The sequence below is a fragment of the Dictyobacter vulcani genome (genome assembly GCF_008974265.1).
In the GTDB taxonomy this organism is placed as follows: Bacteria; Chloroflexota; Ktedonobacteria; order Ktedonobacterales; family Ktedonobacteraceae; genus Dictyobacter; species Dictyobacter vulcani.
On sequence record NZ_BKZW01000001.1, the window covers coordinates 1417729 to 1440667 of the forward strand.

Genomic DNA, 22939 nt, shown 5'->3' on the forward strand with positions numbered 1-22939 from the left:
TAGGAGGCTATCCGTGAAAATAGTGATCCTGGGTTGTGGCCGTGTTGGTGCAACACTTGCCACACAAATGGATGAAGCAGGACATACAGTATCAGTTATTGACAGCAGTAGCGACGCTTTCCAGCGCCTTCCTCTGAAGTTTTCAGGCGAGAAGATCGTTGGCAATGGCGTAGACGAAGAGGCCCTGCGGCGTGCAGGACTGGAAGACGCAGACGCCTTCGCTGCCGTTACCAATGGTGATAATCGCAATATTATGGCCAGCCAGATTGCCAAAGAAATTTTCAATATTAAAAAAGTTGTCTGCCGCATTTATGATCCTCTTCGGGAGCAAACATTTAAAGAACTTGGCCTGGAGACAATCTGTCCAACAACCATCATCTCGGGTCTGGTCGCTGAATCGCTCACCAATAATACATCATCCGCAGCCGCCACAAAAGCAAAGTGAGGATCGATTATCTATGATGACGACCCATTGCATCTGTATGATTGATGTCATGGTGCGTAACATATATCCCATATACACAGGAAGAGAGTAGGAGAGAGGCACACACATGTATATTATTGTCGGGGGCGGTGGCGATGTTGGCTACTACCTCACACGGTATTTGCTCCAGCAGGGTCATGAAATCTTGCTTTTAGAGAAAGAGAATGGTCGCTTTCAGACACTTTCAGAAGAGCTAGGCCAGTCAGTTCTCAAAGGTGATGCTTGCGAAGCAAGAACCATGGAAGACGCGGGAGCACGCCGAGCGGACGCAGTCATTGCAGTAACGGGTGAAGACGAGGACAATCTGGTCATCTGTCAGATGGCTAAAGAGCGCTTCAATGTTGGTCGCACTATTGCGCGGCTCAATAACCCTAAGCATGAGGAACTCTTTCAGCGTTTGGGGATTGATGTCACCGTTAGCCCAACCAAGGCGATTCTCTCCTTGATTGAATCTGAACTCCCAGGCCAGCGCTTTGTACTCCTGATGAATCTCAAACGAGCTGGACTTGAAATTATTCAGATTGTGGTCCCATCACTCTCAGCAGTCGTGGGGAAACAACTCAATCAGATCAATCTGCCACGCCGCAGTAATCTGGCCTTGATCATTCGCAATGGCGAGCCAGTCATCCCAACAGCCGATGTGACGCTTGAAGCCAACGATGAGATCTATGCCCTGGTAAATCGCGAAGGCGAAGAAGAACTACGCAATACCTTTGGTAACGCATAGAGCGTTATCAACCCGGGGCGGTAGGAGCAGATGACCAGGGCCATTTGCTCCCGACCACGGATAAAGGGAAACATACGCTTAATGTGTAGTAGATGTATCCTCTAGACGCTCATCAACATGTACCCGTGAACGCAATTCATCTTTACTCTGCTCATTCACTCCCCCCACCAATACCTTATTAGGCCGTTGAATCATCCAGGGTGCGCGCTTCCGCGAGAGAATCTGGTCGGCACTCTCACCACGCGCAGAACGATAGATGCTGGCCACGACCACCCAGGCCGCCGCGACTATCGGGGTTGCGATCAGAGCACCAAAAACCCCAAACAGCTTGGCTCCTACCAGCAATGAAAGAATCGCAGCTACCGGATGCAATCCCACGGCATGCCCGACAATACGTGGACCCAGGATATTGCTCTCCAATGCCTGCATAATAATAAATAAAACCACAATAATTGCGGTTCTCCGCACTAAATCAGGATCCCCCTGCAGGAGCGACAACAGGATAGGTGTGATAGATGCCAGGCCCGGACCCACCATCGGGATCGTTTCAAAGAGGAAGGCCAGCACGCCACAGATTAACGCATAATTTCCCAGACCTGAGACCAGACAAATCAAACTGGTGCCAACTCCAATGATCAGGGCCAGCGTCAACTGACCACGAATATAGTTGCCAACCACACGCATGAGCGCATCCTCAAACAGCAACACATTTGGCAACCAGGATCTGGGAGAGATACTGATCAGGTTATTCCGAATGCGTTTCCCATCCAATGTGAGATAGAAGCTTAAAACCGTGATCAGCAAGATATTGAGAAAAATGTTAACGCCATTGGTCACCAGCGCAATTACATTGCCCGGTATCGATGTAGCAAAGTCATAAACTTGCCCTTGAATCTGCGAAATCGCATTCTGAATCTGCGAGTAGGGAACGCCCACATGCACTAACGCCTGGATGAAACTACGCAGCGTATCAGGCAAGGAAAAAGCAAAATCAGAAATTGTGTTAGAAAACGTATTGACCTGCTCAACCAGTGAAAAAACAAGTTGATAGGCCAGACCAATAATGGCACCTGACACCACAATATAGGTAATGGCAGTAGCCACAATACGTGGGATACCATATTTACAGAGAAAATTGACAGCTGGCGTCAATAGAAACGCAACAGCCATAGATAACAAGAGGACGACAATCGCCTCAACAAATTGCCCTAGCAGGGTCCAGACTGCCCAGAATATAATTCCAAAACAGACAATACTAAATAATATATCGCGCGTCCGCTGCCAGTTAATCTGATCCATACACATTCAGCCCTCATCAGTGATAAATCTTACCCGCATATCCTCTGGCATCCATTGTGACAGTTTTTGGCTGGAAGAACAAGCTTATTGATGTTTTTCAGAAACATGGTGTGCCTTGCCATTTGCACATGTGTCGATACAACTATGAAAGCATACAGTAAAAACTTGCTGGCAGTTCCGTATACAATAGTACCAGGATGAAATATTTGTCATAAAACTACAGAAAAATCATAGAAATATTACCAGACGTTCACCTCAAATGAGCGAACACATTTACTAAAACGAATGAGAAGAGAAACATGCCAAATAGCATACAGTAAAGACGTAAAAACAGCCAGAAAGTATGGTTCTGTTGCCAAATGAGCCCTTTTCAGAAACAATATACAGTAGAGACATCGTATGGGGGCATATGTATATGTTGAAACTTTCTTTATTTATATGTCGTCATTTCCTTAGGAGCGTACACTGCAAATTGCTCGGCTAACAAAAAGGAATAGCTCTAGAGCCAGGAATGTAAAAGAGCCTGGTGAGCCTTTCCGCAGGGCGTGGAATGTCCTTCATTCTTACTTGTTTTCCATAAACAGAGGCAGAAAAAAGGAGAAAACGTGCCTGAATAGCAAAAAAAATCGAGTTACAGCGTACGGTAAAAAAACAGTCACATTACTTTTGTTGTTTATTACAAAATGGTAATCGTATCTTGCTTCATAAGAAAGCAACGTGAAAGAGGATGTGCCCGTGGCAATCACACCTACTACATTGTTATTATCTATTCTACTTGTTTTTCTATTGGGATGGATGGTCGTTTTTGCATACCTTGCATTAAGACGATCTCCTGAGCCAGTAGCAGAGGCAAGAGTGGCATCTGTACCACAACCCATCAAGGCACAAACAGTGCCCTCACAACTTCCTAAAATGAGGCCAATGGAGACTTTGCATGCGGAGTTGTCAAAAAAAGAACCAGTTCTGGAGCAATCCTTCAGATAAGACGCTGTATATAAACACAAAAGATGGCACCAACCTTACATCCATACGTGGGATAGGTTGGTGCCAGTTGTACTACTTAACCAGAGAGAGTAGAAGGGTCGAGTCAGGCAAGGCTGCGGTACAGCAGAAAGAGAGTATTTAGAATTGTATGTGTTCTCCCGCACGAGGAGAACGGAATTGACCGGCGTCATTGATAAACACAAAATGACTATCCTGTACATTCACGAGCATATCCACTTTGCCATCGTGATTTACATCTTTAAACATCAGCGTCACAGGCGCAAGATCTTGATCAGCCCCCACCAGGTCAGGTCCTAGATATACCCTGGATTTTGCGGCATCTCCCCCCTGCAACTCAATCACCTGAATATGGCGATTAAGGTTTAAAGCGATAAAATGACTGGGATTGGCTATCGAGTCATTATGCCCAACGGTGTAATCCATTTGAAATGTTCTGGGCCGACCATAGTGTAAATCGTCCTGCGTAACTTGCCACCAGTGGGTAATTCCGCTAACAAGCATCCATCCTAACAGCATACTGATCATAGCCAGGCCAACATAGACGGTCCAGTGTACCCGCGCATAACCAGATGTAGCGCGCGACGGGCGGCGGTACGGCACAACCTCCTCGGTATCAACTGGATAGCGATTGACCGGAGGCAACGAAGGCTGGCTGGCAGTACGGCGCTGTGGAACAGCGTGTTTACCTGTCAGGCGAGAGAGACCTGGTTCAGTGTAAGCAGACCACTGCTCGTCTCCGCGTGGGCGGTCGGTCTCTGTTTGCACATCACTACGGTAGCGCACTACACTACTCGACAAACGAGAAGATGGCCAGATATCGTCATACTCCTCATCGAAAATATCCGGGGTGGCCGGACCCCTCCGGGTTGGCACGCGCCTGGTTGCACGAACATGCGAACTCTGCTCCACATCGCTACCGTCCTCTCTTTATATTTTTACCGGGATAGGAACTTTTGTTCTAACTACTTTCATAGTACATGAAACAACCAAACCTGTCAACAACTATTGGAACAAAAATACTATACCATAGAAAATCCAGAAGTGCACATACGCAGTAAAAACCAGAAACGCCGTCTGATTAATAGCCTTGAGAGGTGGAGAGAAGCGGGTTGGTACGCGAAAACAGCGCCTGGGATGGCTCGGTTGAGAGTCATCCCCAGAGATCACCTTGCACAATTTCGGAAGATGCTGCAGTGCGTTTTTTAGCTGGTGAACGGCGCTCGCGCACTACTTTGCGCGGCTCCTGTTCTACCTCAGCCGGCTCTACAAGCTCAGGCGGAGCAATAAGCTCACCGGATGGAGAGAGTAGCTCAACCGTCACCTCAAAAATCGAGGCACGCTGGACAGAGATACGTGACCATTGTCCTACCAGTGTTTCCAGCGTCGCATCCTCGCAGGTCTGCAATGCTGGATCCAGGCGACGCAATTCATGCAGTGCTTCTGACCAGACAGTCCTGCCACCTGCTTTTTGTTCTAACCAGTGTTGGAAATGTTGCTGAATCTGTTCTAACCAACGCACATGATACATACCCAGTCCAGCCACAAAAGTAATATCGCTTGTTCCATGTGCACAGACACGTGTCGCTGCCTGCTGTAACTCGGAGCGTCGATAGCAATTAAGCAAGGCATAACACTGACTTTCTGGTACAAAACCCAGTTCCTGGACCTGCTGGTGGATTTCTGGTAAAGCTAAATGCGCTAGCCGTTCAGCAAAATCATCATACTGTTGCTGCAATACTTGCAATACATCCATCACTGATAGCTGGCTTTGATAATAGACCACAGGAAAATCTGCCACAATACTGCTAAAAGCCTCTTTAGCCTCCAGTGGAATGGCCAGGACCAGATCTTTCCGACCACGTAAGTAGTGTAATTTCTGCACCTTCCGTTCGCGATAAGCCGGCGTCCAGAAACCCAGAATCTCAAAGTAGATACGGCGCTTGCCCCGACTGAGTGCAAAATCCGGTAGAAAGATGCCTTTGTCTAACAAAAGTGGTTCCTGCTCACGCTCCAGCTGCCAGCCATCCACGCCGTGGTTTCTAGCCAGTGAGAAAAACGCTTCGGAGAAATGCTGTTCAATACTACTGTCAAACAACAATGACGGATCAACCGCGGCCAAACCTTGCTGCGGCTCACTAACGGCAGGCAACAGTTGCAACACTCTGGCATCCATCGCGAAAGTATAAGCACGTTGTAAGAAATGGATCCGGGCCTCGGCCTCAACAATACCACTGGCCAACTGAGGCTTCTTCCGGGTTGTGTTCTGGCCATAGCCCAGTAAAAACCGGCACAGGCGAGCCAGCCGTAAACCATATTGTTGGGGAGCACCAGTCACTTCCTGGGGGCCATAAAGGGTTAAATTCAACAGGGGTGACATGGTCTGACCAGATAGTGATGATTCGGGTGCCTGCTCATATTCCAAATCATAATAGACGCCCAGACGACGGGCCAGAAAGCACAGACGTTTAATCACTGCCCCGATACCCGCAACAGGAGTCAAAGGGGATGTCTGGGCGCTCTCAGCGCGACTGAAAGCCATATAATCAATCACAAAGTGGACACTTGAGGCATTAAAGAGAGCGGCCTCAAAGGCCCATTGATTATACAGCGTAGCAATATCCTGGGCCGTGGGAGGACTGGCCGCCTCGCGCGTCAGTAAAGCCTCACCCTCGCTATCCAGCACCAGCAAGTAGTCCAGATCCTGGGCGGAAACCGCATAACGGCTGGCAAATTCCGCTAATATCTGATCCCGTTGTTGGGCACGCAAAAAACCATGGTGTAGTTCATTGACATAGCTATAGAGAGCCAGGCGCAATTGGGTCGAAGAGGCAAGTTGTAGCAGTTCCTCGTTGCCGCCCAGTTCGGAAACAACGGTATTCCATTCGCGCTGCCGCCAGTTATACCAATGGCTTAAAGTGGCCAGCAGACAATTGGCCATCCGATACTCACCAACATATGCCCGCGCCTCATCCATAGCAAACGCTCGTTGTGGTTGGCCAAGCAGTCGCTCATGATAAGCAATCAAGCGACTGATCTCATCATGGAGCTCACCAGCCCGCAAAAAATGAAGCGTGACGCCCAGACTTCCCCCACGCCGTTGCACTGATTTTTTGACATCTTGTAAACTAAAACGCACCCGCTACTCCTCCCGATGTGTTGGTACAATACCCCTCTGGCATTGCTTGTATGCTCTCAGCAGAATAACCCGCTGCAAAACACTGTATGTATTATAGCGAGAATTTCACGCAATGGTGAACCAACAAAAAAAATGCGGACGCTCACTGCGTCACTCTCCTACCCTCTACCGATCGCCTTAAGCAAGTAGTATAGTATTATCTGGACCATTGGAAAACACAGATCTTTCCACGTCTTATTTTTTTGCAGCAGGGATCAAGCGGTGTACGTAGGATAGATATCCTAAACAATTGAGTGTCTGCTTTAACTCTGTTATGGTAGCAATGGGATAGTACAGACTTTGCCGATAAGAAAGTTGTCGGTGAACAGGAGGAGGCCATGAGCACATCTCCGCGCCGCATTGGACAGTATGAGCTCTTACAACAAATTGGAAGTGGACATGTAGGGGAGGTTTGGAAAGCGCGTGATTTAGCCCAACGTCGTGACGTTGCCATCAAACTATTACATAGCGATTTACAAGCAGACCCGAGTTTCTTGAATCGCCTGACCACTGGCGCCAGGACCCTGACTACCCTGCGTCATGAGAATCTGGTCAGTGTCTATGATGCTGCTGTCTCGCGTCCCGGTGAGGCGCGTGAGACTACCGCATACATTGTTATGGACTACATTGAAGGATATACACTTCGCGATTATTTAAAAGCGACCGCCCAGCGAGGTATCTTTCCATCAACCACAGATATTGTCTATCTTTTCTCATGCCTGGGAGCAGCGGTCGATTATCTCCACCGGCAAGGGATCGCCCATGGCGATATCAAACCAACCAATATTTTGCTTAACAAGCAGCAGCGAACGCGTTTTGCCGCTGGCGAGCCGCTGCTCACCGATGTAGGTCTGACCCAGATTGCAGGCAATGATAGTTACCTTGGTGCCCCACATTATTTATCACCTGAACAGGCTCAAGGTCAGCCCGCAAAACAAGAAAGCGATATTTACGCCCTCGGAATTATTCTCTATGAGCTGTGTACTGGCGCGGTTCCTTTCCGTGGAGACAATTCTTTCGCCGTCATCTCACAGCACATCAATACGTTGCCAACCCCGCCCATGTTATTAAATGCCAATATTCCCACGAATCTGGCGCAAGTCATTCTACGGGCACTGTCTAAGGATCCTGAGTCCCGCTTCGCCGAGGGGATCCAGCTGGCTTATGCGATTGCCGAAGCTTGTTCCGTACCAGCAACCCATCCGGCAATTCAACATATTGCTACCCGCATACAACAATTTCCGACCTCATCCAGCCCGAACCAGAACAATATGCAGTCCATTCTGGGCGTCTCTCAACCGCTGACATCCGCGTCACCTGTTTTTATGCGTCCATTAGGGGATATTACTAGCCGCCAACAATCACAGACAGGACAGGAACAGCCGGCCTCGCTCAATGCCAATCCCGATGTCTCAGCCTCGATGGTCTTTCCAAACTCGGGTCCATTAACTGCAGTAAACCCGGGTCAATCCTCGCGACCAGCACAGACCTCATCTGGCGGTTTCAGGCAGCCCAATCCGGGCTCATTACCGTCTTTGGACAGTACCTCGGGTCCGCTTTCTAATCCGACAGGAAAACATTTCCACTTACGGCAAACATCGCTTACCCAGATACCAGTTGTGGATCCCAACAAACTTGACCAGCCCGGCTCGATTCCAACTACTCCCGATCACGCCAACTCATTTACATCTGGACCAGATCTGGTAAGTCCCTATCAATCCCAATCTGAAATGGGTGGAGCATATCCACAGCAGTTTGAGCAAGCAGTACCACAGACACCACCGCTCTCATCAGCTCAGATGCCGTTGCCAGTACCCGCCAGACAACCCGTCTATAAAAACAAATATGTGATGGCCATTGCAGCCATCCTGGTGATAGCCGTGATAGCTGCCAGCATCGGCATCTCTAATGTGCTCAGGTCGGGTAGCAACGGCGGACAGACAGCCACGAACATCACTAATGCAACCACTCCCCTGCCAAAACCGCAGGGACCTGGTACCGCCTTTTTCCAGGACGATGCCCTGAATCATAATGACCAGCTACGCATCACAATGCAGGATATTCCGGCTCCAGCCAATGGAAAAGTCTATTATGCCTGGTTACAAACAGACACCCAGAAGATCTTACCGCTGGGTGCACTGGATTTACAGAATAAACAGATAGACTTTATGTATGCGGGGGATCAAAACCATGGCAACTTGATTGCCCATACCAATGGCATTCAAGTGACCATGGAAACCGCTGGTAGCCAGCCAGCGATTCCCAGCAAAGAGCTTGTTTACCAGGGCACATTTAACAAAACAACGTTACCTGAAATCAAAAATATTCTTTACACCACACCTGGCCTTCCAAATAGTTCTGTGGTGGTAAATATGTTTGAGACTATCAAGTCGTTGAATGATAAGGCATCCAGTATTGTAGACTCGCTGAATCAGACCAAGGATTATGGCCTGGCCAGGCGCCAGGGAACGCGTATCATCGAGATGATCGATGGTTCTAAATACGCCAGCACAAGTGGCGATCTGCCCAACAATCTACCCAGTCAGATCAATATCCCCGTTGGCTTGCTTTCATCCCCTGGTCATACGGGCTATATAGATATTCTGGATAAACATCTGGATGCACTGAATGGAGCAGCAGGCAACGACACAAATCTTCAGCAGCGTATCCAGAACGCCAAAAACGGTCTGACCGATCTGCGTGAGTGGCTGCAAACAATGCGTGAAAACGATGTCCAGTTATTAAAAGCCACTAATCTGTCCGACCCTAAGAATCATAGTGCAGCCCTGCAATTAAAACAGCTGGCCGCCGATGCCTATACCGGACGTATCATTCCACCAGATACCACAGCCAAACCTACACGTGGCTCGGCTGGTGCGCTCCAGACCTATATCGAAACTCAATATATGGCTGCGCTTGATTTAACGGCGGTGAAATAACAACCATTCAGCCATAAACAAAAGCACGGCTTGCAGAAATACTTCTACAAGCCGTGCTTTTGTTTATGGGGTTTATGAATGGGAAACGACATTATCGACTGGAGGTGTCAATGGCACATTGGAGATCCCACCAACACCAAATTCGGCTGCGACCGCCAGATGATCGCTGGCATGGTCGCCTGGTAGGCCATCTTCCCCGTTAATCACCACATGGCACGTAGACAAGCGCTCAGCCATGATCGGATCAGCAAAGACATAATCAATTCGTCCGGCCGGAGCTGCAGCTGGACAGGTGAAGCCCAGTTCGAGAGGATGGACGTGGCGGAAACAATCGATATACTGGCCCGCTAACAGTCGAATGCAGCCGCGCGGTGCATAAAAATATGCCGCCAGATCAAAAAGCTTACAAAGCACATCACTCTTCGCAACCAGGCGCAAAACAGGAATCAACATACGTAATTTAGGGGGCACCACCGAGTTAATATGGGGATGGCCATCATTGAGGGTGATATTCTTGCGCCGTGCATCCAGCCGTACCACGTAACGCAATAACGAACTGGCGGTAAAAGCATCCTTCGGAGCCAGGGAATTGAAATCCCCCATCAGCATATGTGGCTTGCCTTCAGCACGCAATGGGGCCATGATCTGCAGAATCTCCTGCATCTCACGCATGCGAATATGATTTCCAGCCCAGCCCCGGTTAAAAGCAGCCGACAAATGGATCACGAAGATCGTTAGAGGCTGGCCATTCTTCTCCTCAACACATACTTCGAGCAGCGGTCGCGCCAGGATACCAGGACGGGCATGATGGCGCACCGAGATTACAGGTAAACTAGTCATCAGGGCTGTCTGATAATCTCCGCGATTACCAGTCTCGGCTCCCTTAATCAACTGCATACCCAGCGCGTCAGCCAGTTCTTGTACGACCAGTGGACCAGAGATCTGAGGATTAATACCCTCGGCAAAGCCCACCACATCGGGATTTTCCGAGCGAATGATCTTCAACAGTTGTTCAGTTCTTTTCGCACCATTTTCGCGCAGGCTATAGCCCCCGGCAAGAATATTATATGAAACGATACGAGTCATGTATTTTGATCCTTTTTATCAGAAATAGTATTGCTATGCGTTTTCACCATGACACAGGCCAATCAGAACATTCATAAAAACCTCCTTCAGCCTTCAATGCGCAGGCAGTGGAAGATATTACACTCAGCCATTAGCGTTATTTATCGATCAGCATACAACATCGGACAATGGAGGGACCTTCGCCAACGATTTTCACGCGGGCAATTCCTGTTTTACTATAGCAAACGCCGTAAAAAACATGAAAGGTAGAGGTTTATCTGGCTACTGAAGTACCAGGTTCATCTCAATGGGGATTTACATCTGTTCATTCATGAAAGCGTGAGGAAAGCACATGTGGATATCCCTTTGGAGGTATCCACATGTGCTGAAACCGCTAGCAGGCCACTATCTGCGCAATTACCTGGTTATTTCCAGGTGACGCGATCCAGCAGATACATGGTGAGCTCACTGATAGGCAAGCGAATCTGGGTCATGCCGTCGCGCTCACGTACCGTCACGGTCTGATCATCCAGGGTCTGGAAGTCAATGGTCACACAGAATGGTGTTCCAATTTCATCCTGACGACGATAACGACGACCAATATTGGCGACATCATCGTACTGAGAAACCATATAGCGGCGCAGATTCTGGTGGATCGAGCGGGCAGTCGAGACCAGTTCCTCTTTATTCTTCTGTAATGGCAAGATAGCCACTTTAACCGGAGCCAGCCATGGATGCAGGTGCAATACCGTACGAGGTTCTTTTCCATTCGGATCTGGCTCTTCTTCGTATGCATCCAGCAACAGATTCAAGAAACTGCGATCAACACCACCCGAGGTCTCAACGATCCAGGGAGTGTAGCGCTCTTTGGTCAGCGGATCGGTGTAGCGGAGATCCTGGCCACTATACTCAGAGTGACGTGTCAGATCCCAGTCCTGCCGCCAGTGCACACCTTCCCACTCCTGCCAGCCCAGAACGGTCTGATACTCGATATCAAACGCTTTCTTCGCATAATGAGCCAGTTCATCACTGCCATGCTCACGGAAGCGCAGGCGATCCTTATGATTGATGATGCCCAGATACCACTCAAAGCGTAATTTCTTCCAGTACTCATACCATTCATCCATATCATTAGGATGAACAAAGAACTGCAGATCCCACTGCTCAAATTCGCGCTGGCGGAACAAGAAGTTTCCTGGTGTGACCTCGTTACGATAAGCTTTACCGATCTGAGCGATACCAAATGGAACCTGGACACGTGATGATTTAACGACATTATCATAATCCAGGTAAATGTTCTGACAGGCCTCACCGCGCAGGTAGGTCTTCATGCGGTCGCCCTCTACCACGCCCAGATAGGTCTCCATCAGCAGATTAAAGACACGAGGCTCTGAAGTCAGTTCGCCGCCACAATTTGGACATTTATGCTGCTCCAGATTCGCTGGATCCAGGTGATCGATGCGGAACCGGCGTTTACATTTCTTACAATCGACCAGGCGATCCACAAAGTTCTCAACGTGGCCACTGGCCTCCCAGACACGAGGATGGGTGATAGTGGCACCATCGATACCCACGACATTATCGTGGTTCTGGACCATTGACCACCACCAATAGCGCTTAATATTATTGCGCAATTCCACGCCCAGAGGACCAAAGTCATAGAATCCAGCGACACCGCCATAGATTTCAGAATTGGGGAATACAAAGCCACGGCGTTTAGACAAAGAAACAACTTTTTCAATGGGGACCAGAGGAGTATTTTTAACCTCCGGCTGATTTTCGGTCTGTGTCATGAGTGGGTTCCTCTCGCAAAAAAAATGCCCCAGGCGTCTATAGCCCAGGGACGAATATACCAACGTATGCCTGGGCAACTACGTTTTACGGCAATATCCGCGGTCCCACCCTGCTTCTCCACTCAACCAGTGAAGCCACTTATTCTCAATGCATCCGGCTCAGAAGCGCCCTTCATCTGTCTCAGATTGCCGACCTCACACCATCTGCCGACTCGCTGTTATCTGTACCAGACTACTCCTCTTCCTCAACACCAGAAAACATTTGTATTCTATTCTTTAGAGGTAGTATAACGAAGAACCCTTGAACTTGCAAGTGGAAATACAATAATACCTGTGTGGATTGAGCAAGTTGTATCAATATGCCATACCTTGTAGAGGGCTATCAGAGGTGCTACAATAGTGCAGAAATAATGGGTAACAAATTAAAGAAGAGATGGAAGAATACGTGGTGACCGAGCACGATTACCAGGCTGACATACAAGCCTTTGCCGCGCGTTACACATTCCCTATTGACACGTTTCAATTGGAAGCCATAGAGCAACTGGCGCACGGACAATCCGTGCTTGTCGCGGCACCCACTGGTACAGGAAAAACTCTTGTAGCAGAGTACGCTATCTGGCGTGCACAACAAAATAAACAACGCGTCATTTATACGACCCCCTTAAAAGCGCTTTCTAATCAAAAGTACCGCGATCTGCGTGAAGTCTATGGTACAGAGGCAGTCGGACTGGTAACTGGCGATATTGTGGAGCACAGCCGCGCCTCCATCGTTATTATGACGACCGAGGTCTACCGTAATATGCTACTCGAAAAAGGTGGCGAACAAGCTGGCCTGGGAGCGGGTCCCTCATCACTGGCCGATGTGGGCTTTGTTGTCTTTGACGAACTACACTACCTCAGCGATGTAGGACGTGGACCTGTCTGGGAAGAGGCGATCATCTGCTCTCCTGACCATGTACAACTGGTTGGACTCTCAGCAACCGTGAGCAACGCCGAGGATCTGGCCAGTTGGATCAGCCGCGTCCATCGTCCAATCTCTCTGGTAACCCACGAACAACGTGCGGTTCCGCTCGAACATTACTACTTTTTGGATGGCAAACTCCATCTTGTCCAGGATGCCGATGGTAATCGCATCGAGGAGTTCCCTAAGGTTGGTGGAGAAGCCAAACTGGCTCAGATGCTGGGTCGCAACCGCGTTTTCTCCTTTGATGAAGATGAGGACGAGGATGAAGAGAGCGATTTAGAGACAGATCTATGGGAAGAACGCCGTAAGCGCAATCGTGGCCTGCGTCCCCAGGATCATCGCATCTCACGCAAAGAGCGCGAACGCTTACGTTCCCGTCCTCGCACAACTGGCAAAGAACATACCGACAAAAAAACCGAGGATGACAACGCTATTCCTGAGAGCAGTACCAGCAGCGAGGCACAAACAACAGGTGATTCTGCCCGCCAGGAGAAGCCCCGTGGACGCCGCCTGCAACAGCGTAAAGCACCAGAGCCGGGCGAGATCCTCACGGTCCTGCGTGAGGCTAAGATGCTTCCCTGTCTCTACTTCCTCCCCGGCAGACGTGTCGTGGAAGAAGCCGCTATGAGCGCCGCGCAGCACAACTTTACCACACCTGAAGAAGAAGAGTTGATTCGCGCAGAGACTGAGGTCTGGCTGGAACATCTACCAAAAGAAGATCGTAACCTCCAGCAGGTACATGCTCTGCTGCGTCTCTTGCCGCGTGGACTGGCTTTCCACCATGCAGGACTCCTACCAGGACTCAAGGTGCTGGTTGAGACCCTGTTTGCCCGTGGACATTTGCGCGCTGTCTTTGCGACCGATACGCTGGCGCTGGGCATCAATATGCCTGCTCGCTCAGTTATTGTTGGGAGTCTCAGTAAGTTTGATGGCCAGGAGATGCGCCTGCTCACACCTAACGAATATCGACAGCTGACAGGACGCGCCGGTCGCCGTGGTATGGATGTCCATGGATCCGCGATCATTCCATACTCACCCTGGGAGCCATTTGAAACTTCCTTCCAAAAAATTACGGGCGATATGCTGCCTGTCACCAGCTCATTTGTGATTCGCTATAACTCGGTGCTCAATCTCTGGCGTCCAAATGATCTACAACACCTGCGCCGCATCTGTGCCTCCAGTTTGCGTGAGTACCAGCGCTATCTGCTCTGGGAGATTAATGAGCTACAACGCCTGGAGAAACGTTATCAGAAGGCCCGCAAATCTGGCAAAAAGAAGAAAGGGGCCGCGTCTGTAGAGGCTGAACGTGCCCTTGAGCGCCGACGCGAAAAGATCGGTGCTTTTCCGCTCAGTCGCGCCGGAGCAGCCGAACTGGATGGGACAATCTTCGCCCTGCGCGCTATGGGCCATATCGGACAGGATGAGCAACTGACTGTCAAAGGCCGCCTGCTCCGTAATATCTTCCATCCCGCCGGTATCGTGCTGGTAGAACTGATGACCAATGGTTATCTGGAAGATCTTTCGGCCGCTGAAGTGGCTGAAGTCTGTAGCTGGTTTACCTATGACAATGATCGTCGCCTGAACAATCGCGATGTCGTTCATAATCGTCTGGCGCAGATCCGCCGCGAACTCTGGCACATTATCCAACATGTGCGTGGTGTCGAGGAGCGGGCAGGCGTGAACTTCACTCCCGGCATTGTTCCTGAGTTCCATGGCGTAGCCCTCGCCTGGGCACGCAAGACCACGCTCAGTGGCTTGATGAAACGCATCGAACTGGCCGAAGGTGATATCATGATGATCCTGAACCAGAGCATCGATCTGATCCAGCAACTGCAATCCGCGGTCGGTCATGTGCTCGATAACCGTGAGATCTGGCAACAGCTTTCACCTGTCATGGTTGAAGGCATTTATAATGAACTGAATACGCCTGATTATATGGCGAAGCGCAACGAACAGATGTTGCGCCAGCGTGAGCATCTGGAGCGCCTGCGCCCAATGTTAGGTCAGGCGGCCGCCTCACTCCTGCACGGTATTATCGCGCAGAGCCGCACCGTTCCTTCGATGGCCGTTCAGATTGGGACAGAAGAAGTCCCACTGGATGCCGAAGAGGACCGTGATGCACAGGGCTTATCAGACACTGAAAGCTTTGTGGGCGATCTCTAATATCACTATTTCATCAAGAATTGCCGCATATTTACTGACAATTCTTGATGAAATATTTTCGCACACAATGTGTGTCTCGACATATCGTCAACAGCAATTTGAAATCCACTGAAACACAATGCCTTTCCTACACCCCCAATAAAATCAGAAATTTCCCGTTTAATCCATTACTAATAAATAGCACGAAAGCACAAATTGACGCAGTAATAGACATTACTTTGGTCATGCTTGCACTACCATTTCATTGTCAGAAGCATGGAAGTTGACTAATATGTACAAAGGTACAAGTATGTCGGGAAGGCAGGGTGAGGAAAACCAAGGTTAGTACTGACTGGCATGTGAGCGCCAGTTGTAATAGAGGGGTAGAGTTTTGATGAAAGCAGAAGCATTAATTGGAAGGGCATTAGGCACATGCACACTCCAAAAGTTAGTAGGGCAAGGTGGCATGGGCGCAGTGTATCTCGCTCAGCAGTCCCGCCCTCGGCGTCAGGTTGCCGTAAAAGTGCTTTTACCTATAACCCAGCTGAATGCCAACCAGTTAGCCGCATTTCTAGAACGCTTCCGCCGCGAGACTGATGCCGCCGCTTCTCTGGAACATCCAAACATTATGCCTGTCCATGAATATGGAGAGCAGGCTGGTATCGCCTATCTGGTTATGCCTTACGTTTCAGGGGGCACGTTACGCGATGAACTGGAACGCGAAGGGCCGTTAACCCTGCAAAAGACGATGGATTATTTAGATCAGCTTTCCGCGGCCCTGGATTTTGCTCACGAACACGGGGTTATTCACCGCGATATCAAGCCCGCCAACATTATGGTCACAAACGAAGGACGCCTCATCCTCTCTGACTTTGGTCTGGTCAAAATTATTGCCGCCGGGCAGGCCCCTCAGGTACGTCTGACAGGTGCTGGTGCACCAGTTGGTACACCGGATTATATGGCTCCAGAGCAGGTCATTGGTGAGGAAGTTGATACACGCGCGGACCTCTATTCTCTGGGTGTGATTCTTTTTCAAATGCTTACTGGCACGACTCCATTCCAGGGAGAGACGCCGATGCAGATTGCCGCCCAGCATTTACAGATACCACCTCCTTCCCCGCAGATGTTACGCCCGGATCTGCCCATTGCCGCCGAACAGGTGGTGCTACGCGCTATGGCGAAACGCCCCGGAGACCGCTTTATGCGGGCTGAGGATATGGCCAGAGCGTTTCGTAATGCCCTGCTTAACTCAGGCATACAAATCGGCGCAGCTCAAACATGGGCCGGCCTGCTCAGTGGCTCAACAGCCTCACGCATGGCGGTTCCTAAAGGACAGTTTGATCCTATGCGCCAGACTGCTTCGATGCCTAAAGTGACAAAAGCAGATTTATCTCCTCGTGCCACTGGCAATTTACTTAATCGCGCAGCTATGCCACCAATGCCGCCCGCGCAGAATGGGTTTGCAGCAACAAATCAGAACAATCCATCGCCACGGGCAACTGGCGGCCTCTTAAGTCGAACAGGGATGATGGCCTCTGTCAAGTCAAATGCTGCTGCACTGGATGCTCAGCCACGTAGCGGCCTGCTCTCCAGAACCGGCAAATCCCCTATGACCGGAACAGATAATGACCTCGGGAGTGGGCTACATCCATCCTGGAACCGCGAGTCTCCACAGACGCCTACAGCACTTCCTGGTAATGGTGCGATGATGAAAACTCCCACCAATGCCCTGGCGCTTCAAGAAACAAGAACATCGACGGGCACGCTTAAACTCAATGATCCAGTTAAAGTCGTGAAAGTACCAGTTGCGGGCCAGCCAGGCCAATATATCACCGGCATCTTGCCCTTCGAACGCCAACCAGAAGAAGAAGAGAAGCCACAAAAACAGCGTAAGGCGATGAAGCCATGGATGCCAACCGCACTGGCAGCAGCCGCCGTCATTGTGGTCCTGGCATCTCTGGGCATATTGCTGTTTTTCCAGAATCAGAGTAAAACAGTCCTCAATGGTCAGCAATCCCTGGCTGCTACCGCCAATGCAGTTACTCCCGATACGCCGGGCGCGCGCGCTACAGCACAGGCAATCGCCAATATACTTGTTACGGATCCCCTGGATAAAAATAACAATGGCTGGCGTACGAATCCCGCTAACCTTTATAGCTTTAAAAATGGTGCTTATCATATTGCTGTCCAGGGAGATAAAGGTAGTGGCGCCATTTTACCCGGCAAATCCTATGATGGCCCCATAACCTATCGCTTGACGATGCAAGAAATCAAGGGCAATGATAACGATGCAGGCAACACTTTTGGCATGATTTTCCGTTTCAATCAGCAAAATAAAAATGGCAAAACAAATACCACGTTCTATACCTTTGAGGTCGCGAATACGAAAGGTAAAGAATACAAATTGTGGCGCTACGATGATAGCCAGACTAATCCCTGGACCACAGTGAAAAACGGTACGCTGGCCATGGGGAATGAATTTCATCTGGGCAAACAGGCCAATACCATCGAGATTGCCATGAATGCAGATAAATTTACAGTCACCGTCAACGGAAAAAAATTACCAAAAGTCTTTCAGGATAATACCTATAAAAATGGTACTGTAGGCATGACGGTCAATATGAATGGTACCGAAGTTGCCTTCAAGAATCTCTTGCTCACGCGGAACTAAACCATCAGCTACTACTGTCTTTTCATCATATCCCTGTTATGGCAGGCATATACAGTAAACACACTGCTCCATAACAGCGAAAGGAGAAAGTATTCTGGGACGGTGGTTATGATCAGTCACAGCAGTATAGCTAGCTTTGACGGCAAAGAGGAAATTTTTTCATGAATGCAGAAGAATTATGTGGAAAGGTGCTTGGCACCTGCACGCTCCAAAAGGTGATTGGACGAGGTGGCATGGGAGCAGTGTATCTGGCTCAACAGTCTCGTCCGCGCCGTCAGGTGGCGGTCAAAGTTCTTCTACCCATCACGGCCTTCAAACCGCAGCAACATAAAGCGTTCCTGGAACGCTTCCGGCGCGAGACCGATGCGGCCGCCTCATTGGAGCATCCTAATATTACGCCTGTCCACGAATATGGTGAGTTAGATGGCCTGGCGTATCTTGTCATGCCATATGTCAGCGGTGGAACCTTGCGTGATGAGCTAGACAATGAAGGGAAGCTACCCCTCACACGTATTGTGAGTTATTTAGAACAGATGGCGGCAGCACTGGACTTTGCTCATGAGCGCAAAGTCGTACACCGGGATATTAAACCTGCCAATATTTTGATGACCCCGGAAAAACGCCTGCTGCTCACAGACTTTGGCCTGGTTAAAATTATTACCGATGGGCAGATGAATCAAAATCCACTCTCCGAGGTCGGTATGCCAATGGGGACCCCTGATTACATGTCTCCAGAACAGGTGGTCGGTGGTGTGGTGGATGCACGGGCGGATATTTATTCTCTCGGAGTCTTGCTCTATCATATGGTGGCCGGTGTACCGCCTTTTCAAGGTGAGACGCCGATGAAGGTGGCGCTTCAACATTTACATACGCCACCACCCCTACCCCGTATGCAACGCCCAGATTTACCTCCTGCGGCTGAACAGGTTATCTTGCGTGCCCTGGCTAAACGCCCTGCAGATCGCTATGTCAGCACCCGCGATCTGGCTAGCGCCTTCAGATTGGCACTGGAAGCAGCCGGAGTCCAGGTAGATGGATCGGGATCGGGCGGTCTCGGCGACTCGGGTAATCGACGCCGCGGACTCTTTGATCCTGTCTGGCAGAGTCCAACCTCTGAACCTGTCTCACAACCTGAGCCACAAAAAGAGATGGCCAGGTCACCACAGGTCCCCCCCGCAGCTAAAATTGCATCGGAGGGCGCCAGGCGTCGGGATATCGTGGCCCAGACCAGTATGACACTGCCATCTTTTTCTGGCATCTTAACAGATATCAATATTCCAGGCTTGCAACCGTTGAATGCCCAACCTTCAGCCTTGCCAGGGCAAGGCTCACTACTGGATGCTAAAGACGGTCCAGAAACTCCTGATAACGGCCTGTCATCTATTGGTGTTACACCCTTGCCGCCAACAATCGGATTTGAGAAACCACCTGCAGTTCCTAACACACCCGTTGGCAAACAAGGTGTAGCACATACACCGCTACCACCAGTTGCGGAGGAAACTACGGCAGGTGCCAGGAAGATGTTTGTCCCACCCGGGTTACGACTTGCGCATAAAACCAATTTGCGCGGCATGCACAAAGATACAGCTTCCTTGCTCGCTACCAGACCAGGTAAAGAAGGCGGACAAACATCGGCAGAGGCAGTAAAACATAACCAACAAGGCGGACAGGCACAAGCAATATCTGGCTTGCGGGCGAATGCTGGTACAGCCAATGTATTGGCAGGAACCGCCACCTCAAAAGAGGATACAGGAGCCTTACCAGTACAGGCATCATTCACATCCTGGCAAGAGCTACTAAAAAAATATAAGAAAATAGCCTTCCTGGTTGCAGTGGTAATTCTGATTGTGCTTAGCATAATCATCTATACATTTATCCAGACCATGACTCCCCCACCAGCGGGAGGATCAATCCGCTTTCAGCAGCATGCCATCAGTGCAACCACACCGCTGGCTCCTGAAACGCAGATGGGTCTGGTGCATAGATGAGCTAGCCAGGATCCAGCCATAAATGATGGCCCAATCAACACATTTTGAGTGGTTGATATAGAGGCAACATTCTTTATTACTGTAAAATATACGCCATTACACACCGGTGAGAGATATGAATAATCAACAAGGACCTTTTAATTCGCCGTTCTCCCCAAAGATGGGGAATCAATCAGGCGACGCAGGACAAACTGAGAATACGAGAAAAACTGGGCCCAACGCACGCCTGGGGCGCAAAGCAAATCTGCGCAATCTGGCCGATCAGCGTACGGAACCACCAATGACCAATCCAGATTGGACACCACAACAGCCCGACGCAGGAAATGGACCTCAGTCCTTTCTGCCGCCGCAACAAAGCTGGGGTGGATCAGCTGATGCTCAGTCGTCTCAACCTGCTCAGAGATCGTGGAATGAAACCGCAGCCGAGGCATTTCAATCAGCGCAACAACCGGGAAATGGGGCTGCAAACCAGAATTTTCAATCTCCACCGTCACAGTCAGCCTCAAATTTCAATACGATGGGGAATAGCAACACCCAGCTTGGATCCAATGGCCAGCCGCAACGCACCCCAACGGGACAGTTAGGACGCGGTTCCTCGCTCCTGGGCAATCCAATGTTTCCCAAAACGAATAATGGACAGGCAGCACCGGCGACACGCCAGCTTGACGACACCTATGGCGCGCAGCCCAATGGCACTAACAACAGTGGTATCTATAACAAAAAACCTACCGGTGCCCTCGGCACTAGTGGCATATTCCAGAATCCTGGTAGCACCCAGGGTAACAGCGGCACATTTAAAAATCAGACCGGTGCTCCTGGCAATAACGGTATGCATCAGAATCCTACCGAGGCCTTCAGCACGAGTGGCATGTACACCAATCAAACTGGAGCTTCAGGCAACACTGGCGCGCTTATGCATCCTGCGGGCGAGTATAGTGGTGATACTGGCATGCTCAAATTGAACCAGGCCGTCAAGGTCGTGCGTATCCCGGTCGCCGGCAAACCTGGAGAATTCAAAACCGGCATCCTACCCGTGATCTCCCAGACTCCGACCGGTACCCTACCACCATTGCCGCCACCTGACGCCTCCTTTCAAGGGAAAGTCAAGAAAAATGGCAAGCTCGTGCTCCTGGCTGTCCTGGCTTTACTCATCGTCTTTGGCTCCGGCATCTATATGATGACCCGCTCCAGCGGCAACATGCCGGTCGCAACTACAGGATCTGGCAATAAACCAGGCCAGACAATCTCAAACACCAATCTCAATGCTACTGCAACAGTACAGGCACAACCAACTCCCACATTTCTTATTGATGACAACCTTAGCTCTAATGGACGCGGTTGGCTAACTACTGAAACAAGACCAGATCTATTGAGTAAAGGTATCAAAGCCTATTTCGCCGATAATGCTTACCATGTTAGTTCAAAGAAAACAAAGGACGTTCCATACTTTGTATCTTCTGCGCAAAGAGGCATCGTAACGCCAGCAAAATACACTTTAAGCGTGGACATGCAACAAATCAAAGGTGATGAGGGTAACGCTTTTAATTTCTTTGGCTTGCTCTTTAATTATACCGAGATAGGTGGTCATCCGATAACCTATGCATTCCGCCTCGTTAACAATAAAGATGATCGGAGATACGAGTTCACTACCCTTGACGATCGAATAGCAGGAGGCGGCTGGGCCCCCGATCCAAAGTGGAAACATGCCACTGGCAAAGAGTTCAAGGGTGGCAAGGCAAAAAACAACCTGAAGGTACAGGTGGTTGGTCACCAGTTCACCTTCTTTGTGAATGGGGTCAAACTGGGTAGCGCGACAGATTCAAGCTATGGCCCTGGCAACGTTGGTGTAGGCGTCAATGGCTTAGCCGATAAAGATGGCTCAGATGTTGCCTTTACCAACTTCGTGATGACGACAACCAATTAATTTTTTATTGATCTTATCCGTTCTAGCGCACACACAACATTTCTGGGTGGAGGTATTCGTTGATAACTATGACTAACATAATCGCGTCTGTAGCACTACAACAGGCAGGCCTACTGGCTTTTAAATCAAAGTCAACTGACATCATTCCGATTGTCTTATGGGTCACAGGTTTTCTCTGTCTGCTCAATATTGGACTGGCGATCTTTTATCGCCGCAATAAGCACCTTGAGATCCTGTCCTACTATGGAGCCTGTGCATTTGAACTGCTGCTCTTCGTAGGTGCCTTACTGGTACTGCTAGGCGTCATCTCACAATCACTGTTCCGCCTACCGCCCGGACTCCCTATCAACCAGGCCGAGATAGGCGTAGCACTCGCCATCGGCCTGGGACTCTTCCCTGCTGCCTACTGGCACCGCATCAACTTGTCCGAGTTGCCGAAACGCATTAACGAAGATGGCAAAAACATGAACAACGCTCAAGCCAAAGTGCGCGTTCGCGACCGCAGCATTCCTGGCGAGTGGATGAACTAAAACAACCAATCAAAGGCGGCAGAAGAAAGAATATTTCTCCTGCCGCCTTTTTTTATATCGCTATATATCCTGCATAGTGTAGCCCATTAAAAAGCTCTCAATAAAAAAAAGGAGCGGGCCAGTGCATTTTCATTGGATAAATCCCATCCTATTCCGTTTATGTCTATGAAATACAGGTAAATAGCTTTCTGCTATAATAATCATAGCCTTTAAATAGTCAGCCTGAGCAGACA

Annotated in this window: 13 protein-coding genes; 8 read left to right on the forward strand and 5 right to left on the reverse strand. The window is 49.7% G+C overall.

The window, feature by feature from the left end:
* Positions 1-13: 13 nt before the first annotated feature.
* Complete coding sequence (locus KDW_RS05885; protein WP_151755095.1) at positions 14-445, forward strand: potassium channel family protein; 432 nt, start codon at positions 14-16, stop codon at positions 443-445.
* A 106-nt stretch (positions 446-551) separates the two neighbouring features.
* Positions 552-1211, forward strand: coding sequence for a potassium channel family protein (locus tag KDW_RS05890; RefSeq protein WP_151755096.1), 660 nt, complete (start codon positions 552-554; stop codon positions 1209-1211).
* A 78-nt stretch (positions 1212-1289) separates the two neighbouring features.
* Here KDW_RS05890 and KDW_RS05895 read toward each other — a convergent pair whose 3' ends face one another.
* From KDW_RS05895 to KDW_RS05905, 3 genes are all read right to left on the reverse strand, one after another.
* Positions 1290-2510, reverse strand: a complete 1221-nt coding sequence (locus tag KDW_RS05895) for an AI-2E family transporter (RefSeq protein WP_162004992.1) — start codon at positions 2508-2510, stop codon at positions 1290-1292.
* Positions 2511-3632: 1122 nt separating this feature from the next.
* Positions 3633-4424 carry a hypothetical protein gene (locus tag KDW_RS05900; protein ID WP_151755098.1) on the reverse strand — a complete coding sequence of 264 codons (792 nt, stop codon included), beginning with the start codon at positions 4422-4424 and terminating at the stop codon, positions 3633-3635.
* A gap of 241 nt (positions 4425-4665) precedes the next feature.
* Positions 4666-6651 carry a DUF790 family protein gene (locus KDW_RS05905; protein ID WP_151755099.1) on the reverse strand — a complete coding sequence of 662 codons (1986 nt, stop codon included), beginning with the start codon at positions 6649-6651 and terminating at the stop codon, positions 4666-4668.
* A 377-nt stretch (positions 6652-7028) separates the two neighbouring features.
* Between KDW_RS05905 and KDW_RS05910 the strand changes: the two genes are divergently transcribed.
* On the forward strand, positions 7029-9629 hold the full coding sequence (locus tag KDW_RS05910; protein ID WP_151755100.1) for a protein kinase domain-containing protein: 2601 nt from the start codon (positions 7029-7031) through the stop codon (positions 9627-9629).
* 72 nt (positions 9630-9701) lie between these two features.
* Here KDW_RS05910 and KDW_RS05915 read toward each other — a convergent pair whose 3' ends face one another.
* Positions 9702-10715 (reverse strand): endonuclease/exonuclease/phosphatase family protein, encoded by a 1014-nt coding sequence (locus tag KDW_RS05915; protein ID WP_151755101.1) that lies wholly within the window; start codon positions 10713-10715, stop codon positions 9702-9704.
* A gap of 404 nt (positions 10716-11119) precedes the next feature.
* Positions 11120-12487 (reverse strand): glycine--tRNA ligase, encoded by a 1368-nt coding sequence (locus KDW_RS05920; RefSeq protein WP_151755102.1) that lies wholly within the window; start codon positions 12485-12487, stop codon positions 11120-11122.
* A gap of 433 nt (positions 12488-12920) precedes the next feature.
* Between KDW_RS05920 and KDW_RS05925 the strand changes: the two genes are divergently transcribed.
* The 5 genes from KDW_RS05925 (at position 12921) to KDW_RS05945 (ending at position 22706) form a co-directional block, all read left to right on the forward strand.
* Positions 12921-15614 (forward strand): DEAD/DEAH box helicase, encoded by a 2694-nt coding sequence (locus KDW_RS05925; RefSeq protein WP_151755103.1) that lies wholly within the window; start codon positions 12921-12923, stop codon positions 15612-15614.
* Positions 15615-15987: 373 nt separating this feature from the next.
* Positions 15988-18264, forward strand: a complete 2277-nt coding sequence (locus KDW_RS05930) for a serine/threonine protein kinase (protein WP_151755104.1) — start codon at positions 15988-15990, stop codon at positions 18262-18264.
* Positions 18265-18425: 161 nt separating this feature from the next.
* Positions 18426-20252, forward strand: a complete 1827-nt coding sequence (locus KDW_RS05935) for a serine/threonine-protein kinase (protein ID WP_151755105.1) — start codon at positions 18426-18428, stop codon at positions 20250-20252.
* A 115-nt stretch (positions 20253-20367) separates the two neighbouring features.
* Entirely contained in the window at positions 20368-22176 is a 1809-nt protein-coding gene (locus tag KDW_RS05940) for a hypothetical protein (protein WP_151755106.1), read from the forward strand.
* A 68-nt stretch (positions 22177-22244) separates the two neighbouring features.
* Positions 22245-22706 (forward strand): hypothetical protein, encoded by a 462-nt coding sequence (locus KDW_RS05945; RefSeq protein ID WP_151755107.1) that lies wholly within the window; start codon positions 22245-22247, stop codon positions 22704-22706.
* Positions 22707-22939: the final 233 nt, after the last annotated feature.

Coding starts and splice junctions, on each gene's coding strand:
- KDW_RS05890 (WP_151755096.1), top strand. CDS start 552: ATGTATATTATTGTCGGGGGCGGTGGCGATGTTGGCTACTACCTCACA.
- KDW_RS05895 (WP_162004992.1), bottom strand. CDS start 2,510: ATGGATCAGATTAACTGGCAGCGGACGCGCGATATATTATTTAGTATT.
- KDW_RS05910 (WP_151755100.1), top strand. CDS start 7,029: ATGAGCACATCTCCGCGCCGCATTGGACAGTATGAGCTCTTACAACAA.
- KDW_RS05915 (WP_151755101.1), bottom strand. CDS start 10,715: ATGACTCGTATCGTTTCATATAATATTCTTGCCGGGGGCTATAGCCTG.
- KDW_RS05920 (WP_151755102.1), bottom strand. CDS start 12,487: ATGACACAGACCGAAAATCAGCCGGAGGTTAAAAATACTCCTCTGGTC.
- KDW_RS05925 (WP_151755103.1), top strand. CDS start 12,921: ATGGAAGAATACGTGGTGACCGAGCACGATTACCAGGCTGACATACAA.
- KDW_RS05930 (WP_151755104.1), top strand. CDS start 15,988: ATGAAAGCAGAAGCATTAATTGGAAGGGCATTAGGCACATGCACACTC.
- KDW_RS05935 (WP_151755105.1), top strand. CDS start 18,426: ATGAATGCAGAAGAATTATGTGGAAAGGTGCTTGGCACCTGCACGCTC.
- KDW_RS05940 (WP_151755106.1), top strand. CDS start 20,368: ATGAATAATCAACAAGGACCTTTTAATTCGCCGTTCTCCCCAAAGATG.
- KDW_RS05945 (WP_151755107.1), top strand. CDS start 22,245: ATGACTAACATAATCGCGTCTGTAGCACTACAACAGGCAGGCCTACTG.